We start from the raw sequence: 16,775 nt of genomic DNA, 5'->3' as shown, positions 1-16,775 counted from the left end.
ATCGTTTCACCCGTACGGATTAAAAGAGCTCAAGCCGCAGGATGGGGCCTTACAGCGCCGCCTACGGTCGCACGGGTGATGAGCAGCAGTCCGGAGACCTCGGCCCGAATGACCGGCGCACACCGGGCGCACCGGGAGGCGCGCACGGCGCGTGACCGTGCGGCGGCGCGTGCGCTGGCGCAGCAACCGCCGGCCCGCTACGAGCCGTACCTGGACGGGCTGTTCACCTACTGCCTCTCGGTGCTGTGCGACCACGACGCGGCCACCGCCGCCCTCGGGGACGTCCTCGCCCTCGCCGAGCGGCGCGGCCAGCGCGTCCCGGAGGCCGCCGGGGACCGCAGGGCCTGGCTGTACGCGCTGGCCCGCTGGGCCTGTCTGCGCGGGCTCGCCCAGGCCAAGCAGAAACGTCAGGCCACCCACGCGGCGGGCCGGCACCTCGCCCCCGACCCGGTGGTTCCCGCGGTCCCCGCCGACGCCCAGGAGCAGCGGCGCGGCGAACTCGCCCTGCTCGCCTGGCCCGAGGCCGCCGGCACCACCCCCGAGCAACGCGAGGCGCTGGAACTCGCCGTACGCCACCACCTGGCCGCCCACGAGGTCGCCGCCGTCCTCGGCATGGACCTGGCCGGCGCCCGGGAGCTGCTCGCCTCCGCCGCCTGCGAGGTCGAACGCACCCGCGCGGCCCTCGCCGTCGTCGAGACCGGCGGCTGCCCGAGCGTGTCCCACCTCACCGGCGACAGCCAGCTGGTCCTCAGCAGCGCCCTGCGCCGCGAACTGGTCCGGCACGTCGACGACTGCCCGCGCTGCCGCCGTACCGCCGAACGCGCGGCCCCCGGCCGGTGGCCCGGCGCGATGACCACGCCCGCCGAGCTGCCCGTCCTGGAGGCGCCCCGCGCCGCCCTGCACGTGGCCATGGCACACCAGCCACGCGCGCGTGGCGCCGCCGCCCCGCGCTTCGACCGGCGCGGCTTCCCGATGGACCCCAAGGACCGCGCGGCCCGCCGCGACCGGCTGCGCGCGCGTGCCGTCACGACCACCGTCGTCGCCACGGTGGTCGCCGCGCCGGTGCTCGCCCTGTGGGCGGCCTACCGGGGCTCGCCGGCGGGGGAGGGCCACGACGGGCCGTCCGCGACCGCGCGGGAGTCCGCCGGACCCGACGCGGTCGACGGCGACCCGGCCGGGGGCTACCAGAACGCCGGCAACGCCAGCACCAGACCCGGGCCGCGCATCGGCAAGGACGGCAAGGCGGACGTGTCGGTGGAGGTGATCAGCGTCACGGGAGCCGGCCGGAGGACGGCCGGTGCGGGGCGCCTCGCGGTGACGGCCGCGAACGACGGCGACACGACCCTGATCACGCTCGCGGCGTCCGGGGACGCGGCGGTGCGGTGGTCGGTGTCCACCTCGGCGGGCTGGCTGTACTTCTCCCGGCCGTCGGGAACGCTCCGGCCGGGCGAGTCGTTCACGATCAAGGTGTACGTCGATCATCTGCGGGAGCCGGCCGGGCGCTGGAGCGCGCAGGTGGCCGTGGCGCCGGCGGGCGCGGTGGTGTCGATCGGCGGGTACGGGATGGCTCCGCCGACACGCCGGGGACCGAAACCGCCCCCTGCGGGGAGGCCGACGCCGACACCCACGGCATCCGACCCGACCCAGCCGTCACCGCCGGTCAGCGATCCGCCGACGTCGGGCGAGCCGACCCCGACCCCCACCGGATCGACCCCCACCGACCCGACGGGCTCCCCTTCCCCGACGGCACCCGCCGGCGAGAGCCCCGCCCCGACTCCGTGAACCGTGTCCCCGACCGATCTCGTTCCACGGGTCCACTCAGGTCCACCTAGGTCCACTTACTCGGGCAGTCCCTCGCCTCGGCGCGTCCCTCGCCTCGACCGGCTTCTTGCCCCGGCCGGTCTGCTGCCCCGGCTGGTCCCCTGTTTCCGCCGGTTGCCTCTTTCCGCCGCGACGGTGGTCGGCCACGACGGTGGGGTTCGGCGGTGCCGGGGCGGGCGCGCTGCCCGCCGTTGCGGGTGTGGTGCGTCGGCGGGTGCGGCGCCGTCGTGGCTGGTCGCGCAGTTCCCCGCGCCCCTGACGGGGCGCTGCAGTCGGCGTTACTCGACCGGATCCGCCGGATGCGGTGCCAGCAGCGGCAGGTGGGAAGCGAGGCGTTCCTCGCAGAGTTCTGCCAGGCGGTCGTAGCCCGCCTTGCCCATGAGCTCGGTCAGTTCCGCCCGGTACGAGACGTACACCGGGTCGCCCGCGCCGTGCGCCGAGGTCGCCGAGGTGCACCACCAGTGCAGGTCGTGGCCGCCCGGGCCCCAGCCCCTGCGGTCGTACTCGCCGATCGAGACCTGGAGGACCCGGGTGTCGTCTGGGCGGTCGATCCAGTCGTACGTCCGGCGGACCGGGAGCTGCCAGCAGACGTCCGGCTTGGTCTCCAGCGGCTCGCGGCCCTCCCGCAGCGCCAGGATGTGCAGCGAGCAGCCCGCGCCGCCCGCGAAGCCGGGCCGGTTCTGGAAGATGCACGAACCGTTGAACGGGCGGGTCTGGCGGGAGCCCTCCTCGTCCTCCGAGACCCAGCCGTCGCGGGTGCCCTCGGCGTGGTGCTGCCAGATCTCCGGCGTGAGCCTGGCCACATGCCCGGCGACCCGCTTCTCGTCGTCCTCGTCGGAGAAGTGCGCGCCCAGGGTGCAGCAGCCGTCGTCCGCGCGGCCCGCCTGGATGCCCTGGCAGCCGCTGCCGAAGATGCAGTTCCAGCGCGAGGTCAGCCAGGTCAGATCACAGCGGAACACCTGCTCGTCGTCGGCCGGATCCGGGAACTCGACCCATGCGCGCGCGAAGTCGAGACCCTTCTCGTCCGCCGCGAGGGCCTTCTTCGGCGTCTTCGACTGCTTCGGCGGATTCGCCCGCGAAGAACCGGCGGCTGATTTGGCGGCCTTGTGGTCCTTCGTCTTTTTCGTCTTTGGCACCCGTCCAGGGTAAGTCGCCGAAGGCCACTCCGGGGACTGCTCAGGGCCCGCTGGCAGCAGTGTTCCGTACAGTTCCGTACATGAGACTCGGTGTCCTCGACGTGGGATCTAACACGGTGCATCTGCTGGTGGTGGATGCGCACCCCGGCGCGCGCCCGCTGCCGGCGCACTCGCACAAGGCGGAGTTGCGCCTCGCCCAACTCCTCGACGGCAACGGGGCGATCGGCCCCGACGGCGTCGAGAAACTGGTCGGTGTCGTCCAGGACGCCCTGCAGGCCGCCGAGGACAAGGGCGTCGAGGACCTGCTGCCGTTCGCCACCTCCGCCGTGCGGGAGGCCACCAACGCCGACGACGTCCTCGCGCGCGTGAAGGCCGAGACCGGTGTCGAGCTCCAGGTTCTCACCGGCGCCGAGGAGGCCCGGCTGACCTTCCTCGCGGTCCGCCGCTGGTTCGGCTGGTCCGCCGGGAAACTGCTGGTCCTGGACATCGGCGGGGGCTCCCTGGAGATCGCCTACGGCATCGACGAGGAGCCCGACACGGCCGTCTCGCTGCCGCTCGGCGCCGGCCGGCTCACCGCGGGCTGGCTCCCCGGCGACCCGCCGTCCTCCGACGAGATACGGGCACTGCGCCGTCATGTACGCGCCGAGATCGCCCGTACCGTCGGCGAGTTCAGCCGCTTCGGCGCCCCCGACCACGTGGTCGCCACGTCCAAGACCTTCAAGCAGCTGGCCCGCATCGCCGGCGCGGCCCGCTCCGCCGACGGCCTCTACGTCCAGCGCGAGCTCAAGCGGGGCTCGCTGCAGGCCTGGGTCCCGAGGCTGGCGGCCATGACCACGGCCCAGCGCTCCGCGCTCCCGGGCGTATCGGAGGGCCGGTCGGGCCAGCTGGTGGCGGGCGCGCTGGTGGCGGAGGCGGCGATGGACCTCCTGGAGGTGGAGAACCTGGAGGTGTGCCCGTGGGCGCTGAGGGAGGGCGTGATCCTGCGGCGCCTCGATCACATGGGATCGGCGTAGCGACGCAGGGGCGACGGTGCCGTGCCCGCCGACGCGACCCCGGTCACAACGGCGAGCAGGCGCCCCCTGCCCACCCACCCCCACCCCGTAACCTGTCCCTCGTGGCAAACCCAAGGGACGTCGTCCGCATCCCGGATGCGAAGGTCGCGCTCTCCACGGCCTCCGTCTACCCGGAGTCGACGGCGACGGCCTTCGAGATCGCCGCACGCCTCGGCTACGACGGCGTCGAGGTCATGGTGTGGACCGACCCGGTCAGCCAGGACATCGAGGCGCTGCGCCGGCTGAGCGACTACCACCGCATCCCGATCCTCGCCGTTCACGCGCCCTGTCTGCTGATCACCCAGCGGGTCTGGTCCACCGACCCCTGGGTCAAGCTCCAGCGGGCCCGGGCCGCCGCCGAGAAGCTGGGCGCGAGCACGGTCGTCGTCCACCCCCCGTTCCGCTGGCAGCGCCAGTACGCCCGCGACTTCGTCGAGGGGATCTGGCGCATGGCGAACGAGACGGACGTGCGGTTCGCGGTGGAGAACATGTACCCGTGGCGCTACCGGGACCGCGAGATGCTGGCCTACGCCCCCGACTGGGACGTCACCAAGGACGACTACCGGCACTTCACGATCGACCTCAGCCATGCCGCGACGTCCCGCACCGACGCGCTCGCCATGCTCGACCGCATGGGCGGCCGGCTCGGCCACGTCCACCTCGCCGACGGCCGCGGCTCCGCCAAGGACGAGCACCTGGTGCCCGGCCGCGGCACCCAGCCCTGCGCCGAGCTGCTGGAGCGGCTCGCGGTCACCGGCTTCGACGGGCACGTCGTCATCGAGGTCAACACCCGGCGCGCGATGTCCGGCGCGGAGCGCGAGGCCGACCTGGCGGAGGCCCTCGCCTTCACCCGGCTGCACCTGGCCTCGGCGGTGAAGGTGCCCCGCCGATGACGGACACCCCCGCCGGAGACGGCACGGGCGCCCGCCGCCGCGGCCGCCCCCCGCGTACCGAGTCGGCCGACACCCGGGACCGGATCCTCGTCACCGCCCGCGAGGAGTTCTCCGAACACGGCTACGAGAAGACGTCCGTACGTGCCATCGCCAAGGCCGCCGGGGTCGACTCCGCCCTGGTCCACCACTACTTCGGCACCAAGGAACAGATCTTCGAGGCCGCCATCGCGGTCGCCTTCGCCCCGGCCGCCAACGCGCCCGTCGCCATCGCGGACGGCCCGCTGGACGGCGTCGGCGAGCGGCTGACGCGGTTCATCTTCGGCATCTGGGAGAACCCCACCACCCGTACGCCCCTCCTCGCGATCGTCCGCTCGGCCGTGAACAACGAGACGGCCGCCGCCGTCTTCCGCCGCCTGATCGCCGCCCAGCTGCTGCGCCGGCTCGCGGAGCAGGTCGACCACCCCGACGGGGAGCTGCGCGCCGAGTTGGCCGCGGCGCAGCTGGTGGGGTGCGCGATGCTGCGCTACGTGATCAAGGTGGAGCCGCTGGCCTCCGCGGACCTGGAGCAGATCGTGGCCAGGATCGCCCCGGTCGTGCAGGGGCATCTGACCGGGCCGTGAACCCTGGCGGTGCAGGGGCGTCCGACCGGGCCGTGAGCCCGGCCGTGCGAGACGCGCATCCCGCATTCCGGACACCTCGTCCCGAGGCCTGAACAACGGGCGTACGCTCGTTAGGAGCCCTACCTGTCTGAAGGAGCGAGCGACGATGCCCGAGCTGAGGTCCCGCACAGTCACCCACGGCCGCAACATGGCGGGCGCCCGCGCCCTTATGCGCGCCTCCGGTGTACCCGGCGCGGACATCGGCCGGAAGCCGATCATCGCCGTCGCGAACTCCTTCACGGAGTTCGTGCCGGGCCACACCCACCTCCAGCCGGTCGGCCGGATCGTCTCCGAGGCGATCAAGGAGGCGGGCGGCATCCCGCGCGAGTTCAACACCATCGCCGTCGACGACGGCATCGCGATGGGCCACGGCGGCATGCTGTACTCCCTGCCCTCCCGCGACCTGATCGCGGACAGCGTGGAGTACATGGTCGAGGCGCACTGCGCCGACGCCCTGGTCTGCATCTCCAACTGCGACAAGATCACCCCGGGCATGCTCATGGCCGCCCTGCGCCTGAACATCCCGACGGTCTTCGTCTCCGGCGGCCCCATGGAGGCCGGCCGGGCGACCCTCGTGGACGGCACGGTCCGCACCCTCGACCTGATCGACGCGATGGTCGAGGCGGCGAACGAGAACGTCTCCGACGAGGACGTCCTCAAGATCGAGGAGAACGCCTGTCCGACCTGCGGCTCCTGCTCCGGCATGTTCACCGCCAACTCGATGAACTGCCTGACCGAGGCGATCGGCCTCTCCCTCCCCGGCAACGGCTCGGTCCTGGCCACCCACACGGCCCGCAAGCAGCTGTACGTCGACGCGGCCCGCACGGTCATGGACCTCACCCGCCGCTACTACGAGCAGGACGACGACACGGTCCTGCCGCTCAACATCGCGACCTTCGCCGCGTTCGAGAACGCCATGGCGCTCGACATCGCGATGGGCGGCTCCACCAACACGATCCTCCACCTGCTGGCCGCCGCCCAGGAGGCGGGCGTCCCCTTCGGCCTGGAGGAGATCAACGAGGTCTCGCGCCGGGTCCCCTGCCTGGCCAAGGTCGCCCCGAACGTCGCGAAGACCCGCACCTACTACATGGAGGACGTGCACCGGGCCGGCGGCATCCCCGCCCTCCTCGGCGAACTGCACCGCGGCGGCCTCCTCAACGAGGACGTGCACTCCGTCCACAGCCCGTCCCTCGGGGACTGGCTGAAGACGTGGGACGTGCGCGCCGGCTCCCCGTCCCCCGAGGCGGTCGAACTGTGGCACGCGGCCCCCGGCTGCGTCCGCTCCGCCGAGGCGTTCTCCCAGTCCGAGCGCTGGGAGGCCCTGGACGAGGACGCGGCGGAAGGCTGCATCCGCAGCGTCGAGCACGCCTACTCCAAGGACGGCGGCCTCGCGGTCCTCAAGGGCAACCTCGCCGTCGACGGCTGCGTGGTCAAGACGGCCGGCGTCGACGAGTCGATCTGGACCTTCGAGGGCCCCGCGGTCGTCTGCGAGTCCCAGGAGGAGGCCGTCGAGAAGATCCTCAACAAGCAGGTCACGGACGGCGACGTGGTCGTGATCCGCTACGAGGGTCCCAAGGGCGGCCCCGGCATGCAGGAGATGCTCTACCCGACGTCCTTCCTCAAGGGCCGCGGCCTCGGCAAGTCCTGCGCGCTGATCACCGACGGCCGCTTCTCCGGCGGCACCTCGGGCCTGTCCATCGGCCACGCCTCCCCGGAGGCGGCCTCCGGCGGCACCATCGCCCTCGTCGAGGACGGCGACCGCATCCGCATCGACATCCCGAACCGCACGATCGAGCTCCTCGTCGACGAGGCCGAGCTGTCCCGCCGCGAGCAGGCCCTGAACGGCGTGTACGCCCCGAAGAACCGCGAACGCAAGGTCTCCGCGGCCCTGCGCGCGTACGCCGCGATGGCCACCAGCGCCGACAAGGGCGCGGTGCGCGACGTCTCGAAGCTGGGCTGAGCCACACCGTGAACCCCGAAGGGGCCGCCTCCCGCACGGGAGGCGGCCCCTTCGCCGGTCGTCACCAGCCCGCGGGGTCCGCCGCGTCCACGGCGAAGACGGTGCCGTCGGGGGCGGCGGCGTAGATGTGGCCGTCGAGGAGCAGGGGGGCGGGCACCGAGGTGGTGACGCTGCCCGAGGCCGTTCCGAAGCGGGCCGGGGTCTGTCCGGCGACCGCTCCGCTGCGCGTGTCGACGGCCATGAGCCGGCCGTCGGCAGCCGAGAAGTACACGCGCCGGTCGTCGGCGACGGGCGCCGAGCCCCGGCTGACCGAGGTCTCCGCATGCCACGTGCGCCTGCCCGCCGTCATGTCGACGGCGTCCAGCGATCCGGTGGCGGCCAGCACATAGACCACGCCGCCGTGCACCCCGGCCTGTGCGTCCTCACGCGGTACGGGCAGTTTGACCCGCCGGGTGTTCCCGGACTCCGGTGCGTAGCGGACCACGGCGTCGGCGTCGCCGTAGACCGGATCGGTGGACAGCAGGAACACCGTCCCGTCCTGTGCGCCGACCGGCTTCAGCACTCCCTGCAACCGGGCGTCTCCCCGTACGTCTCCGGTGGCCGGATCCAGGACGGTGACCTGCGTGCTGGTCCCGCCCGCGGACGTACTGGTCACGTATGCCGAGGACGGAGTCGCGGGGAAGAAGTCGATCCGCGCCGTGCCGTGCACCCCTGTCGGCCGGCTCCACCTGGTGGTGCCGGTGGCGCTGTCCACTCCGGTGACCGTGCCGTCCGCGCCCGTGAGCAGGAGCATGTCGCCGGCGTACTTCATCCCGATGTTGGCGGGCAGGTCGCGCTGCCATCGGCTCTTTCCAGAGTCCGGGTCGAGCGCGGTCACCTGCCGGGCCCCGTCCGTGACGAGCTGGAGGAGTCCGCCGGAGAGAACCGGGGGCCGGTTCCAGTGGGCGTTCGCGACGGCGTGCCGCCAGAGCACGTCACCCGTCACCGGGTCCAGGGCGAACGCCATCGACGCCTCGGCACAGAACAACCTCCCCTCGCCGAAGGCGCATTGGGGAGTGGTCGCGCCCTTGGCGACGGGCTTCGCCTGCCAGGCGGAGAAGGCGGCGGCCGTCGTCCTCGGGTTGCTCACCTGCGGCTGCGGGGTGCCCCCGGCGCCCCACTCGACCAAGGCTGCGACCACACCGAGGGCGAGGACCACGGCACCCGTGGCCAAGGCGATTCGTCTGCCGAGCCGAGTTCTGCCCGGCTGCTGCGGCTCCTCACCCTTCGGGGGCTTCTCCTCCGTCTCCTGCTGCGGCTCCGGTTTCGCGGCGCCGCCGGGGCCGTCACCGACAGTGGCCCGCTGCGCCGGTATGAACGCCTGTGTGTCGTACGACGCGGACAACGACCGCAGTTCCCGCATCAGTTCGTCGGGCGTCGGCCGGTCCTCGGGATCCTTGGCGAGGCAGCGCAGCACCACCGGAGCGAGCTCCTCCGGTACGCCGGTCAGGTCGGGCTCGTCGTGCACGACCTGGTAGGCGACGACATACGGACTGTCGGAGTCGAACGGTCCCTGCCCCGTCGCCGCGTGCACCAACACCGACCCGAGCGCGAAGATGTCGGCGGCGGGCCCTACTTCACGCGGCCGCCGGAACTGCTCCGGCGCCATGAACGGCGGTGTCCCGATCAATTTCCCGGTCTCGGTCCGCAGTTCGCTGTCTTTCGGCCGGGAGATACCGAAGTCGATGACCTTGGGACCGTCCTCGGCGAGCAGCACGTTGCTCGGCTTCAGATCTCGATGCACCACGCCGACCCTGTGAATGTCGCGCAACGCCTCGGCCAGTCCGGCCATCAGCCTGCGCAACTGGGCAGGCGGCATCGGCCCGTTCCGCTTCACGTGCTCGGAGAGGGTCGGGCCGGGGATGAAGAGGGTGGCCATCCAGGGCCGCTCGGCCTCGGGGTCGGCGTCCACGACGGGTGCGGTGAAGGCACCGCTGACCTTGCGCGCGGCGGCCACTTCCTGCCGGAAACGGCCCCTGAACTCACGGTCCGTGGCGTACTGGGCGTGCACGACCTTCACCGCGAGCTTCAGCCCCGAGGTGCTGCGGGCGAGGTGCACCACGCCCATGCCACCGGAGCCGAGGCACGACTCCAGGCGGTAGTGCCCGGCGTACTCGGGAAGTTCCGCTTCCGCGCCCGCTCCGGTGTTGCGCTGTGGCGTCAAGGGACCACCCCCGTGCTGTTTCCGCGGAGCGCGACGCACGGAGCCTAGTCGATGACTCGTACGAGACAGAGGCGGCTTGCTAGCCTCCGCGTGCGAGTTACGGACATGTGTTTCGTGGCTCGAATGAGGGGAATCAACGGGACTCCATGGAACTCATGGGTCCAGTGGGGGGAGCAGTACATGTCTGTCGATCACGTGCAGGAAGCCGAAAGCGGTGGCGAGGAAGAAGCCGCCACGACGCTGGCGGCAGCGACCACCGTTCGCTACTACTCGGTCGCCCCGGGCGTCCGCCTGAACGTCCGCAGCGGCCCGGGCACCAGCTACGACATCACCCGCACCCTCCCCGAGGGTGCCAAGGTCCCGATCTACTGCCAGACGCCCGGCACCTCGGTGTCCGGCTACTACGGCACGTCGAACATCTGGGACAACATCAGCAACGGCGAGTTCGTGTCAGACGCCTACGTCCACACCGGCAGCGACGGCTACGTGGCCGACCGCTGCTCCTGACCGGTCCAGGAGGACTGGGATGACACCCTTAAGACGCGCTTCCGTCCTTCTCGCAGGCTCCGCCGGAGCCTTTCTCATGGTTCTGGGGTCGGCTTCGGTCGCCGCCGCCGTCTCGACGTATCCGGTCGCCCCGGACATCCGCCTGAACGTCCGCAGCGGCCCGGGCACCAGCTACAGCATCACCCGGACCCTCCCCGAGAACACCAGGGTCCCGATCTTCTGCCAGACGCCGGGTACGTCGGTGTCCGGCTACTACGGCACGTCGAACATCTGGGACAACATCGACAACGGCGAATTCGTCTCGGACGCCTACGTCAACACGGGCAGCGACGGCTACGTAGCCGACCGCTGCGCCTGACCCGACCGGTCCGACCCGACCCGGAGCCCGCGGGCGCCCGGCGCCATAATCGTCCCGTGAGCGACGAACCAGGCACCCCGGACACCCCCGCGGGCTCCACCGGCGGACCCCGCCCCGAGCCCCTCCGTTTCTTCGGCACGTCCTGGGTGAACCACGACGACGGCTACACCGCCCGCCGGATCGGCGTGGCCGTGGGCTCGCTCGCCGCGGCCGTCGTCTCCTGCCTGGTGCTGCGCCTCGCCTACGAGGGCGTCCAGCTCGCCGAGACCGGCTCCTTCGTGACCGTCCTCGTCGTCGCGATGTTCGCCATCTGCAGCGCGCTGGCCTTCCGCAACACCTGGGAGTCCTTCGGCAAGCGCCCCGACCCGGAACGCCAGGCCTCCCTGCGCGGCCTCCTCGCCATCGGCTTCGTCGGCTCGCTCCTCGCCTACTTCTTCCGCTCCCTCGCCGAGGCCCCCGGCGAGAAGCTCCACCGCGCCGAGTACGACACCGCCGTCCAGGAACACGAACACCGCACCACCCGCCGCTCGGGCAACCCGTCGAAGAAGAAGCGGAAGCGCTGACGCCGAGGCGGAGGCCGCGGCCCAGGCACGGTCGCGGCGCGGAAGCGCGGATGCCGTAGCCGACGCGCCGGCTCCAGCCCACCCCCCCGGAAACCTCTGTCGCTCCCGCCCCACCCCCCGGGACCATGGCCGCATGACCACAGGCCAGTCGCAGTCACACCCCCGCAACCCGAGCCCCGGCCCGAACCTGACCCCCGCCCCCTCCCACGCCGCACGCGCGCGCTCCTTCAACGCCGCCGCGGCCCAGTACGCCGCGAACCGCCCCTCCTACCCGCCCGCTCTCCTGGACGCCGTCGAGGAGGAGGCCGGCCGCTCCCTCACGGGCGCCCGGGTGGTCGACGTCGGCGCGGGCACCGGCATCGCGACCGCCCTCCTGCACGCGCGCGGCGCCGACGTGGTCGCGGTGGAGCCGGGGGAGGGCATGGCGGCGCAGTTCCACGCCACCCGCCCCGGCATCCCGATCGTCCGCGGCAACGGCAACGCCCTCCCGCTCGCCGACGCCACCGCCGACTTCCTCACCTACGCCCAGGCCTGGCACTGGACCGACCCGGCCCGTGCCGTGCCGGAGGCACTGCGCGTGCTGCGTCCCGGCGGGGCGCTGGCGCTGTGGTGGAACACCAGCGCACTCGACGTCGACTGGATCGCCGACGCCTCCGACCGCATCAGCCGCTTCTTCGGCATCGACAACGCGACCGAGCAGAGCAAGGGGGCCGACCGCACCGATCTCGCCGACCCCAGCGGCCGGCTCCGCTTCGCCCGCCGCCAGGTCCGCTGGAGCCGCCGCGTCCCGGTCGACACCCACCTCGCCAACATCGGCAGCCACTCGGCGTTCCTCGTCACCTCCGAGACCCGCCGCACCGACTTCCTCGCCGAGGAACGCGCCCACCTCCTGAGGATCTTCCCCGACGGCGTCGTCGAGGAGACGTACGACGTCCTCCTCCTCGTCGCCCTCAACACCTGAGCGCCGCCGACAACACCGGCCCGCGGCAGCGATGCGACCGCGGACCGGTGGGGGCTGGTCGCACAATTCCCCGCGCCCCCGACGGGGCGCTTCACACAGCTCCCCAGCTGCGGGCAGGCGTGCCGCAGGGCGGCACGGGTGGGCGCTGGGGTCCCCCCGGCCGAAGGCTGGGGGAGGCACCCGGCCAGCGCCGGTAAGCGACCCCACCCCCCCCGGGCCCCTGCCCCGGGCCACCGCCTCGCCCCTTGACGCCTCACCCCCACCCACGCATTATTCATCACATGGTGAATTACTCGCCGGAGCCGCCCGAGGCCCCCGGCAACCCAGCCCTGCCCCCCCGCCGTCCAGGCCGCCGGCCTCACCGCGGTCCGCGGCCCCCGTACCGTCCTGCGCGGCCTCGACTTCACCGTCCCGCGCGGTCAGATCACCGGCCTCCTCGGCCCCTCCGGATGCGGCAAGTCCACCCTGATGCGCGCCGTCGTCGGTACCCAGGCCAAGGTCACCGGCACCCTGAACGTCCTCGGCCGCCCCGCCGGCCACCCCTCCCTGCGCACCCGCATCGGCTACGTCACCCAGGCCGCCTCCGTCTACGACGACCTGACCATCCGCCAGAACCTCGACTACTTCGGCGCGATCCTCGACCCCACCCGCCCCACCCCCGCACGCCGCGCCGACGTCGACCGCGTCCTCGGCGAAGTCGACCTCGCCCACCACGCCGACGCCCTCGCCGGCAACCTCTCCGGCGGCCAGCGCAACCGCGTCTCCCTCGCCGTCGCCCTGCTCGGCAGCCCCGAACTCCTCGTCCTCGACGAACCCACCGTCGGCCTCGACCCCGTCCTGCGCCGCGACCTCTGGAGCCTCTTCCACTCCATCGCCGCCAGCCGCGGCGCCACCCTCCTCATCTCCTCCCACGTCATGGACGAGGCCGAGCGCTGCCACCGCCTCCTCCTCATGCGCGAGGGCGAGATCCTCGCCGACGACACTCCCGAGGCCCTGCGCACCCGCACCGGCTCCGACACCGTCGAGGCCGCCTTCCTCCACCTCGTCGACGAAGCCAACGCCAACTCCCGCACGAAGGAATCGGCACGATGACCACTCAGCCGGCCACCACAGGAACCACCGCGGCCATCCCCGTCAGCGCCCTGAGCCTCTCCCGCACCACCGCCACCGCCGCCCGCGTCCTGCGCCAGCTGCGCCACGACCCCCGCACCATCGCGCTGCTGATCCTCATCCCGTGCCTGATGCTGGTCCTGCTCCGCTACGTCTTCGACGGCAGCCCGGCGACCTTCGACAACATCGGCGCCTCGCTCCTCGGCATCTTCCCGCTCATCACGATGTTCCTGGTGACCTCCATCGCCACCCTCCGCGAACGCACCTCCGGCACCCTCGAACGCCTGCTCGCCATGCCCCTCGGCAAGGCCGACCTCATCGCCGGCTACGCCCTCGCCTTCGGCATCCTGGCGATCATCCAGTCGGCCCTCGCCACCGGCCTGGCCGTCTGGCTCCTCGGCCTCGACGTCACCGGCTCCCCCTGGCTCCTGCTCCTGGTCGCCCTGCTCGACGCCCTGCTCGGCACGGCCCTCGGTCTCTTCGTCTCGGCCTTCGCGGCCTCGGAATTCCAGGCGGTCCAGTTCATGCCCGCGGTGATCTTCCCTCAGCTCCTCCTCTGCGGCCTCTTCACCCCCCGCTCCGAGATGCACCCCGTCCTCGAAGCCGTCTCCGACGTCCTCCCCATGTCCTATGCCGTCGACGGCATGAACGAGGTCCTCCACCACACCGACATGACCGCCACCTTCGTCAGGGACATCCTGATCGTCGCCGGCTGCGCCCTGCTGGTCCTGGCCCTCGGAGCAGCCACCCTGAGGCGACGGACGGCCTAGCCACCAACGACGCCCATCACCGACGCCCGCCATCGGTACCCACTGCCGAAGTCCGGCCAGCGGACAGACGACCCCCGGCCCGACCCCCGGTGCCAGACTGAACCGCATGAGTCAGAAAGTCGCAGTCCTCGGCACCGGCAAGATCGGCGAAGCCCTGCTCAGCGGAATGATCCGCGCCGGCTGGGCCCCTGCCGACCTCCTGGTCACCGCCCGCCGCCCCGAACGGGCCGAAGAACTCCGCGCCCGCCACGGAGTCACCCCGGTCACCAACCCCGAGGCCGCGAAGACCGCCGACACCCTGATCCTCACGGTCAAGCCCCAGGACATGGGCACCCTCCTCGACGAACTCGCCCCGCACCTCCCCGCCGACCGCCTCGTCATCAGCGGCGCCGCGGGCATCCCCACCTCCTTCTTCGAGGAGCGCCTCGCCACCGGCACTCCGGTCGTCCGGGTCATGACGAACACCCCCGCCCTCGTCGACGAGGCGATGTCCGTCATCTCCGCCGGCACCCACGCCACCGAGGCCCATGTCACCCACGCCGAGGAGATCTTCGGCGCCGTCGGCAAGACCCTCCGGGTACCCGAGTCCCAGCAGGACGCCTGCACCGCCCTCTCCGGCTCGGGCCCGGCGTACTTCTTCTACCTGGTCGAGGCCATGACCGACGCAGGCATCCTGCTCGGCCTGCCCCGCGACAAGGCCCACGACCTCATCGTGCAGTCCGCGATCGGCGCCGCCGTGATGCTCCGCGACAGCGGCGAACACCCCGTCAAACTCCGCGAGAACGTCACCTCGCCCGCCGGCACCACCATCAACGCCATCCGCGAACTGGAGAACCACGGCGTCCGCGCCGCCCTCATCGCCGCCCTCGAAGCCGCCCGCGACCGCAGCCGCGAACTCGCCTCCGGCAAGAAGGACTGACGGTCCGCCGGGGGTGGTCACCGCGCCGCCGCGCCGCCGCGCCGCCGCGCCGCCGCGCCGCCGCTCCGCCGGCTCCTCGACCGCCCGAGACCGCCCGTCGGGCCGGGTTCGGCAGCGAGGTCACGATGCGCCGGCACTTCGCATCGCGCCTCGCCACCAGCCCCCGGGCCTACCGCGCGGTGTTCAACGCCGGCTCAGCCGTCACCGAGCCCGCGCGCGGCTCCCCGCCCGAGACGGCGCCCGGCGGCAACAGCCCGATCGCCCGGTAAGCCGTATCGACGATCGGCCGGGCGATCGCCCGAGCCTTCTCCGCCCCATGCCGCAGCACCCCCTCCACATATCCCGGATCGGCACACAACTCCTTGTGCCTGGCCTGCACGGGCCTGAGCGTCTCCAGGACCGCCTCCGCGGTGGCCTGCTTCAGAGCGCCGTACGAATCGTGAACGGCTGCCAGTGACTCAGGGTTCCCACCCGTGCACGCAGCGAGAATCTCCAGCAGGTTCGCGATCCCGGGCCGTTCCTCCCGGTCGTTCACGACCTCACGCCCGCTGTCGGTCACGGCCCGCATGACCTTCTTCCGGATCACGTCCGGCTCGTCGAGCAGATAGACGATCCCGGGTCCGGAGTCGTCGCTCTTCCCCATCTTCGACGTCGGATCCTGCAGGTTCATCACCCGCGCCGCCACCGTCGGCACGGTCGCCTTCGGCACCACGAACGTGTGCCCGTACCGCTGGTTGAACCGCACCGCCAGATCCCGCGTCAGCTCCACGTGCTGCGACTGGTCGTCCCCGACCGGCACCTCGTCCGCCCCGTACGCCAGGATGTCCGCCGCCATCAGCGCCGGATACGTCAGCAGGGACAGCCGCACCCCCCGCCCGCGCGCCCCCTCGCTCGCGACCTTCTCCTTGTACTGGATCATCCGCCGCATCTCACCGTCGGTCGCCACGCACTCCATGACGTACGACAGCCGGGTGTGCTCGTCGACATGGCTCTGCACGAAGACGGTGCACAGCTCCGGATCCAGCCCCGCAGCCAGCAGCAGCGTCGCCGCCTGCCGGGTGAGCCTGCGCAGCCGGGCGGGATCGTGGTCCACGGTCATCCCGTGCAGATCGACGACGCAGAACAGGGCGTCGGCCTGGTGCTGGTCCACCGCGGCCCACTGCCGCATGGCTCCGAGGTAGTTCCCCAGTGTCAGGTGCCCGGTCGGCTTGATCCCGCTGAAGACCCGTGTCATTCCCTCTCCACCTCCTGGTCGAGACCGCCGCCCCCGGCGGCCGGCCCTCAGAGGTTCTGGAGGGAGATACGCGAACGGCCGCCGAAGCGGCGGCCGTTGAATACGTACGTGAGCGCGGCCGCCGTCAGGCGGGCCACCACTGCTGGGTACACGTACGCGTAGTCATGCCGTCCACCATACGCCGCCGGGGTGCCGTCCCACGGCAAGTTGACACGCCCCAACCGGATACGTAGTGTTCTCCGAGTTGTCCGACGTGAGCGCCGACCCCGGTCGGTCCCCGGACAGCCACTTCGCAAGTACCTACCAGCAATCGGCGACACGTCGTCGGATGCTTCTGTGTGCGTATTTGCGGAATGAGGAATCCACGTTCGAAAGGACGCGGCCCCCGATTAGCTCGGAGGCTGGGAATCCGCTAAAGTCTCACTCGTCGGAACGGCCCAACGGCCGGGAAGACAAACCCGCTGACTGGGAATCAGACGCCGAAAGGATCTGATAGAGTCGGAACGGCCGGAAAGGGAAACGCGAGAGCGGAAGCCTGGAAAGCACCGAGGAAATCGGGTCGAGAAAAGATCTGATAGAGTCGGAAACGCAAGACCGAAGGGAAGCCCGGAGGAAAGCCCGAGAGGGTG

The 16,775-nt window shown here is 71.9% G+C and carries 15 protein-coding genes; 12 read left to right on the top strand and 3 right to left on the bottom strand.

The features are described from left to right. Positions 1-75 precede the first annotated feature (75 nt). A complete protein-coding gene (locus tag ACFZB3_RS25695) occupies positions 76-1,782 on the top strand; it encodes a hypothetical protein (RefSeq protein WP_391378932.1) in 1,707 nt (568 codons plus the stop codon). Positions 1,783-2,099: 317 nt separating this feature from the next. On the opposite strand, the gene ACFZB3_RS25690 is transcribed toward ACFZB3_RS25695, so the two are convergent. Further along, on the bottom strand, positions 2,100-2,957 hold the full coding sequence (locus tag ACFZB3_RS25690) for a hypothetical protein (protein ID WP_391378930.1): 858 nt from the start codon (positions 2,955-2,957) through the stop codon (positions 2,100-2,102). A gap of 80 nt (positions 2,958-3,037) precedes the next feature. Here ACFZB3_RS25690 and ACFZB3_RS25685 point away from each other — a divergent pair, with 80 nt between their 5' ends. The 4 genes from ACFZB3_RS25685 to ilvD all read left to right on the top strand — a co-directional run bounded on the left by ACFZB3_RS25685 (position 3,038) and on the right by ilvD (position 7,521). Next, positions 3,038-3,970, top strand: a complete 933-nt coding sequence (locus tag ACFZB3_RS25685) for a Ppx/GppA family phosphatase (protein ID WP_391378927.1) — start codon at positions 3,038-3,040, stop codon at positions 3,968-3,970. Positions 3,971-4,071: 101 nt separating this feature from the next. Continuing rightward, the gene (locus ACFZB3_RS25680; protein ID WP_391378925.1) at positions 4,072-4,902 is read left to right on the top strand and encodes a TIM barrel protein; all 831 of its coding nucleotides are present in this window, start codon (positions 4,072-4,074) and stop codon (positions 4,900-4,902) included. Then, positions 4,899-5,522: a TetR family transcriptional regulator gene (locus ACFZB3_RS25675; protein WP_391378923.1), complete on the top strand. Its 624-nt coding sequence runs from the start codon at positions 4,899-4,901 to the stop codon at positions 5,520-5,522. Before ACFZB3_RS25680 ends, ACFZB3_RS25675 begins: the two co-directional genes overlap by 4 nt. Positions 5,523-5,667: 145 nt before the next feature. Then, positions 5,668-7,521 (top strand): dihydroxy-acid dehydratase, encoded by a 1,854-nt coding sequence (gene ilvD / locus ACFZB3_RS25670; RefSeq protein ID WP_391378921.1) that lies wholly within the window; start codon positions 5,668-5,670, stop codon positions 7,519-7,521. Between the two features lie 61 nt (positions 7,522-7,582). On the opposite strand, the gene ACFZB3_RS25665 is transcribed toward ilvD, so the two are convergent. Next, positions 7,583-9,724, bottom strand: a complete 2,142-nt coding sequence (locus ACFZB3_RS25665) for a PQQ-binding-like beta-propeller repeat protein (protein ID WP_391378919.1) — start codon at positions 9,722-9,724, stop codon at positions 7,583-7,585. A gap of 180 nt (positions 9,725-9,904) precedes the next feature. On the opposite strand from ACFZB3_RS25665, the gene ACFZB3_RS25660 reads away from it, so the two are divergent. The 7 genes from ACFZB3_RS25660 (at position 9,905) to proC (ending at position 14,912) form a co-directional block, all read left to right on the top strand. Beyond that, positions 9,905-10,231 carry an SH3 domain-containing protein gene (locus ACFZB3_RS25660; RefSeq protein ID WP_391378917.1) on the top strand — a complete coding sequence of 109 codons (327 nt, stop codon included), beginning with the start codon at positions 9,905-9,907 and terminating at the stop codon, positions 10,229-10,231. 76 nt (positions 10,232-10,307) lie between these two features. Then, positions 10,308-10,589: an SH3 domain-containing protein gene (locus ACFZB3_RS25655; protein ID WP_391378915.1), complete on the top strand. Its 282-nt coding sequence runs from the start codon at positions 10,308-10,310 to the stop codon at positions 10,587-10,589. Between the two features lie 56 nt (positions 10,590-10,645). Continuing rightward, a complete protein-coding gene (locus ACFZB3_RS25650) occupies positions 10,646-11,152 on the top strand; it encodes an EamA/RhaT family transporter (RefSeq protein WP_391378913.1) in 507 nt (168 codons plus the stop codon). 133 nt (positions 11,153-11,285) lie between these two features. Continuing rightward, positions 11,286-12,113: a methyltransferase domain-containing protein gene (locus tag ACFZB3_RS25645; protein WP_391378911.1), complete on the top strand. Its 828-nt coding sequence runs from the start codon at positions 11,286-11,288 to the stop codon at positions 12,111-12,113. 288 nt (positions 12,114-12,401) lie between these two features. Next, positions 12,402-13,205: an ATP-binding cassette domain-containing protein gene (locus ACFZB3_RS25640; RefSeq protein WP_391379773.1), complete on the top strand. Its 804-nt coding sequence runs from the start codon at positions 12,402-12,404 to the stop codon at positions 13,203-13,205. Next, on the top strand, positions 13,202-13,993 hold the full coding sequence (locus ACFZB3_RS25635) for an ABC transporter permease (protein WP_391378909.1): 792 nt from the start codon (positions 13,202-13,204) through the stop codon (positions 13,991-13,993). The genes ACFZB3_RS25640 and ACFZB3_RS25635 overlap by 4 nt, the downstream gene beginning before the upstream one ends. Before the next feature lie 106 nt (positions 13,994-14,099). After that, positions 14,100-14,912 (top strand): pyrroline-5-carboxylate reductase, encoded by an 813-nt coding sequence (gene proC / locus ACFZB3_RS25630; protein WP_351496982.1) that lies wholly within the window; start codon positions 14,100-14,102, stop codon positions 14,910-14,912. A 169-nt stretch (positions 14,913-15,081) separates the two neighbouring features. On the opposite strand, the gene trpS is transcribed toward proC, so the two are convergent. Continuing rightward, a complete protein-coding gene (gene trpS, locus ACFZB3_RS25625) occupies positions 15,082-16,146 on the bottom strand; it encodes a tryptophan--tRNA ligase (RefSeq protein WP_391378906.1) in 1,065 nt (354 codons plus the stop codon). Positions 16,147-16,775: the final 629 nt, after the last annotated feature.

This window comes from Streptomyces sp. NPDC008092 (assembly GCF_042957285.1).
In the GTDB taxonomy this organism is placed as follows: Bacteria; Actinomycetota; Actinomycetes; order Streptomycetales; family Streptomycetaceae; genus Streptomyces.
Note: the sequence above shows the minus strand (reverse complement) of the source record. Positions and strands in the feature narration are given on the sequence as shown.